Below are 4,812 nucleotides of genomic sequence, written 5' to 3'. Positions count from 1 at the left end.
GACGCCTGGCAGCAACAGGCCGGGCAGTTTGCCGGCAACGACCCCGGCGGTGATGCCCGCCAGGTGCTGCAAAGCGCCGACCTCAGCATCGGCCAGATCAAGGCCTCTGGCCTGACCCTGAACCAGGCGGTGGTGCGGCTGGCGCGCAGTGGCGGTGCCTGGGATCTGCGCCTGGACAGCCGCGAGGTGATCGGCGATGCCCGCCTGCCCGATGCCAAGGCAGCGCCGTTGGTGGTGCGCCTGCAGACCCTGCGCCTGCCGCCTGCAGACCCCAGCCAGGCCGACGACCCCAAGGGCGCGGACCCACTGGCGAAGAACGACCCCCGCAAAACGCCGGCCCTGGACCTGAGCATCGACAAGCTGTATCGCGGCGATGACCTGTATGGCCGTGTTGCGCTGAAGCTGCGGCCCAACGCCAAGGGCCTTGCAGTAAACGACATCGATGTCGACATGAAGGGCCTGCAAGCCAACGGCAGCGCGGCCTGGGAGGGCGTCCCCGGCGCCACCAGCAGTGCCTACAAGGGCCGGTTATCTGGCAAGAACCTTGCCGATATTCTCCAGGCCTGGGGCTTTGCGCCGTCGGTGAGCAGCCGCGACTTCCATGCGGACATCGATGCGCGCTGGCCAGGCTCGCCGGCCTCGGTGGGGCTGGATCGGCTATCTGGCAGCCTGGATGCTTCGATGCGCGACGGTCAGTTCAAGGAGGTGGAGGGCGGTGCGCAAGCACTCCGGGTGTTCGGCTTGCTGAACTTCGACGCCCTGGGCCGCCGCCTGCGCCTGGACTTCTCCGACCTGTTCGGCAAAGGCCTGGCCTACGACCGGGTCAAGGGCCTGCTGGCGGTTAGCCGCGGCATCTACGTGACCCGTGAACCCATTCGTATCACCGGCCCGTCGAGCGATATCGAGATCGACGGCACCCTGGACATGCGCCGCGAGCGCGTGGCGGCCAACGTCAATGTGTCGCTGCCGGTGACCAACAACTTGCCATTGGCGGCGCTGATCGTCGGGGCGCCGGCCATCGGCGGGGCGCTGTTCATAGTCGATCGGCTGCTCGGTGACCGGGTGTCGCGCTTTGCCAGCGTGAATTATCGCGTCGAAGGCCCGTACAAAGCGCCTAAGATCACCTTTGTGAAACCGTTTGAGCGCAAGTGAGAGGAGCGTGCCCATGAACGTGGCGGTGATTCAGATGGTCAGCCAGGATGACCTGCTGGCCAACCTGCAGCAGGCCCGCCGCTTGCTGGAACAGGCGGCGCTGGGCGGCGCACGCCTGGCGGTGCTGCCGGAAAACTTCGCCGCCATGGGCCGGCGCGACGCCGCGCAGATCGGTCTTCGCGAAGCCATGGGCGATGGCCCGATCCTGCCCTGGTTGAAACGCACCGCCCGCGACCTCAAGTTATGGATAGTGGCGGGTACGTTGCCATTGCCGCCGGTCGATCAGCCGCAGGACAAGGCGTGCGCCTGCTCGCTACTGGTCGATGATGAAGGTGAAGTGGTTGCGCGCTACGACAAGCTGCACCTGTTCGATGTGCAGGTCAGTGATCAGCGCGGTCAGTACCGCGAATCGGACGATTACGCCGCAGGCAACCAAGTGGTGGTGGTCGATACGCCGGTGGGGCGCCTGGGCCTGACGGTCTGCTACGACCTGCGCTTTCCCGAGTTGTACAGCGCGCTGCGCGCCGCCGGGGCCGAGCTGATCAGCGCGCCGTCGGCCTTCACTGCGGTGACCGGTGCGGCGCACTGGGAAGTGCTGATCCGCGCGCGGGCCATCGAAACGCAATGCTATGTACTGGCGGCGGCCCAGGGCGGACTGCATCCAGGCCCGCGTGAAACCCATGGCCATGCCGCGATCGTCGACCCCTGGGGGCGGATCGTGGCCCAACAGGCGCGCGCAGAGGCCGTGCTACTGGCCACCCGCGATGCCGAAGAACAAGCGTCCATCCGGACGCGCATGCCGGTGTTCAACCATCGGCGCTTTTTATCGCAGGACGCCGTGCGGCCTGCGCACACCTTGTTGGAGTGACTATGAGCCAGATGTTATCCACCGTCAGTGAGCACTTGCTGGCCCCGGGCGGCTTGACCCTAGACAGCCTGCAGAGCGTGCTGGGCGGGCTGGCGGGTCCGGGTATCGATGCCGCCGACCTGTACTTCCAGGGCCAGGTCTCGGAAACCTGGGCGCTGGAAGACGGCATCGTCAAGGAAGGCAGCTTCAACCTCGACCAAGGCGTGGGCGTACGCGCCCAGTCTGGCGAAAAAACCGGCTTTGCCTACAGCAATGCCATCAACCTCGAAGCGCTGACCTCGGCGGCCACCGCCGCGCGGTCGATTTCCCGTGCAGGCCAGAACGGTCGCGTGCAGGCGTTCCGCACGCAAGACGTGCCCGCGCTGTACATCGGTGACAATCCGCTGGACGTGCTCAGCCGCGCCGAGAAAGTCGAGCTGCTCAAGCGCGTCGATGCCGCCACCCGCGCGCTGGATCCGCGCATCCAGCAGGTCAGCGTCAGCCTGGCCGGGGTCTGGGAGCGCATCCTGGTCGCCGCCACCGACGGCAGCCTGGCCGCCGACGTGCGGCCGCTGGTGCGCTTCAACGTCAGTGTGATCGTGGAAAGCAACGGCCGCCGCGAACGCGGTGGGCAAGGCGGCGGCGGACGCACCGACTACCGCTTCTTCAGCGAGGAGCGGGTCATGGGTTATGCCCGCGAGGCCTTGCGCCAGGCGCTGGTCAACCTTGAAGCGGTGCCGGCGCCAGCGGGCACCTTGCCCGTGGTTCTGGGCTCGGGTTGGTCCGGGGTACTGCTGCACGAGGCGGTAGGCCATGGCCTGGAAGGCGACTTCAACCGCAAGGGCAGCTCGGCATTCAGTGGGCGTCTGGGTGAGCAGGTGGCCTCCAGCCTGTGCACCATCGTCGATGACGGCACCCTGGAAGGCCGTCGCGGCTCGCTCAGCGTCGATGACGAGGGCACGCCCACCGAGTGCACCACGCTGATCGAGAACGGCGTGCTCAAGGGCTACATGCAGGACAAGCTCAATGCGCGGCTGATGGGCATGGCGGTCACGGGCAATGGGCGTCGCGAGTCTTACGCGCACCTGCCGATGCCGCGCATGACCAACACCTACATGCGTGCCGGTGAAAGCGACCCCGAAGAGATCATTCGCTCGGTCAAGCGCGGGCTGTACTGCGCCAACCTCGGCGGCGGTCAGGTCGACATCACCAGCGGCAAATTCGTGTTCTCCACCAGTGAGGCCTACCTGATCGAAGACGGCAAGATCACCGCTCCGGTCAAGGGCGCAACGCTGATTGGCAACGGCCCCGAGGCCATGCGTGGGGTGTCGATGGTGGGCAATGACCTGGCGCTGGACAGCGGCGTGGGTACCTGCGGCAAGGACGGTCAGTCGGTGCCGGTCGGGGTTGGCCAGCCGACCTTGAAGCTCGATGCGATCACCGTGGGCGGAACCGGGGCGTGAAGCCTGCCATCGAGGGGCTGCGCGTGAACACGGCATGCCCCGCGATGGGCGATGGACCAGGCTTCAGCGCAGGCCGCGCTGCAGCTCGTCGAGGTCGCGGATGTACTTGAACACCTTGCGTGCGGCGGCCGGCGGCTTGTTGCGCGCTTTTTCATGCTGGGCATGGCGGATCAGCGAGCGCAGTTGCTGGCGGTCGGTGTCGGGATACTCGTTGACGAAGCGTTCGAGGTCTTCGTCAGTGCCGTCGACCAACCGGTCGCGCCAGCGCTCGAGGCTGTGGAAGCGCTCGTTGTACTGGCGGCTTGACGTATCGACCTGCTCGAACACCGCGTTGATCGCTTCCAGGTCCTGGTCGCGCATCAGTTTGCCGACGAACGACATGTGCCGTTTGCGCGCAATGTGCGAGGTGTGTTTGCTGGCGTCGGCCAGCGCCTTGCGCAGCGCATCGGTCAGCGGCAGGCGGGCGAGGGTATCGGCCTTGAGGGTGGTCAGGCGTTCGCCCAGTTCGACCAGCGCAAGCAGTTCGCGCTTGATCTGGGTTTTGCTTTTTTCGCCGTCGAAGGCGTCGTCGTATGAATCAACCATGGTGGCAGTCCGCAGGAAATCGCCGCCATGATAACCAGTCGGGGGCCGCTTGTCCGGCCCGGTCGTAGCATGACCCGTGCCGAACGCAGAATTTGATGGGAGAGAACCATGAGTGCAGTCCAGAGCGTAGGCCCGAAGGACCTGCCGGTGTTGCAGGAGCAGGTCGAAGCGATCGTCGCCGAAGCGCGGCGCCAGGGCGCCAGCGCCTGTGAAGTGGCGGTATCGCTGGAGCAGGGGCTGTCCACCACGGTGCGTCAGCGCGAGGTGGAAACGGTCGAGTTCAATCGCGACCAGGGGTTTGGCATCACTCTGTACCTGGGTCAGCGCAAGGGCTCGGCGAGCACCTCGGCCAGTGGTCCGGAGGCCATCCGGGAAACGGTCGCCGCCGCGTTGGCCATCGCCAGACACACCTCCGAGGATGACTGTTCCGGCTTGGCCGATGCGGCGTTGATGGCACGCGAGGTCCCGGAGCTGGACCTCTATCACCACTGGGACATCAGCCCTGAACAGGCGATCGAGCAGGCATTGGTCTGTGAAGCGGCCGCGTTCGATGCCGATTCGCGCATCGTCAATGCCGATGGCACCTCGCTGAACACTCACCAGGGCGTGCGTGTGTACGGCAACAGCCACGGTTTCATCGGCGGCTACGCCTCGACCCGGCACAGTCTGAGCTGCGTGATGATCGCCGAGGGGGGCGGGCAGATGCAGCGTGACTACTGGTACGACGTCAACCGCCAGGGCCCGCTGCTGGCCGATCCGCGCAGC

At 66.2% G+C, this 4,812-nt stretch carries 5 protein-coding genes; 4 read left to right on the top strand and 1 reads right to left on the bottom strand.

Features of this window, described 5'->3' with window-relative positions; all coding sequences use genetic code 11:
- The 3 genes from RT028_RS20025 to tldD all read left to right on the top strand — a co-directional run.
- The coding region (locus RT028_RS20025; RefSeq protein WP_312937199.1) for a YhdP family protein at positions 1–1,152 on the top strand (1,152 nt) is incomplete at its 5' end.
- A gap of 13 nt (positions 1,153–1,165) precedes the next feature.
- Positions 1,166–2,020: a carbon-nitrogen hydrolase family protein gene (locus RT028_RS20020; protein ID WP_312937197.1), complete on the top strand. Its 855-nt coding sequence runs from the start codon at positions 1,166–1,168 to the stop codon at positions 2,018–2,020.
- 2 nt (positions 2,021–2,022) lie between these two features.
- On the top strand, positions 2,023–3,462 hold the full coding sequence (gene tldD, locus RT028_RS20015) for a metalloprotease TldD (RefSeq protein WP_312937195.1): 1,440 nt from the start codon (positions 2,023–2,025) through the stop codon (positions 3,460–3,462).
- A 63-nt stretch (positions 3,463–3,525) separates the two neighbouring features.
- Here the strand turns inward: tldD and yjgA are convergent, their stop codons facing one another.
- Positions 3,526–4,047, bottom strand: a complete 522-nt coding sequence (gene yjgA, locus RT028_RS20010) for a ribosome biogenesis factor YjgA (protein ID WP_312937194.1) — start codon at positions 4,045–4,047, stop codon at positions 3,526–3,528.
- A 108-nt stretch (positions 4,048–4,155) separates the two neighbouring features.
- On the opposite strand from yjgA, the gene RT028_RS20005 reads away from it, so the two are divergent.
- The coding region (locus RT028_RS20005; RefSeq protein WP_312937193.1) for a PmbA/TldA family metallopeptidase at positions 4,156–4,812 on the top strand (657 nt) is incomplete at its 3' end.

This window comes from Pseudomonas sp. (genome assembly GCF_032058845.1).
GTDB lineage: Bacteria > Pseudomonadota > Gammaproteobacteria > Pseudomonadales > Pseudomonadaceae > Aquipseudomonas.
Note: the sequence above shows the minus strand (reverse complement) of the source record. Positions and strands in the feature narration are given on the sequence as shown.

Excerpts from the sequence above, each read along its gene's own strand:
- RT028_RS20020 (WP_312937197.1), top strand. The coding sequence starts at position 1,166 with ATGAACGTGGCGGTGATTCAGATGGTCAGCCAGGATGACCTGCTGGCC.
- tldD (WP_312937195.1), top strand. The coding sequence starts at position 2,023 with ATGAGCCAGATGTTATCCACCGTCAGTGAGCACTTGCTGGCCCCGGGC.
- yjgA (WP_312937194.1), bottom strand. The coding sequence starts at position 4,047 with ATGGTTGATTCATACGACGACGCCTTCGACGGCGAAAAAAGCAAAACC.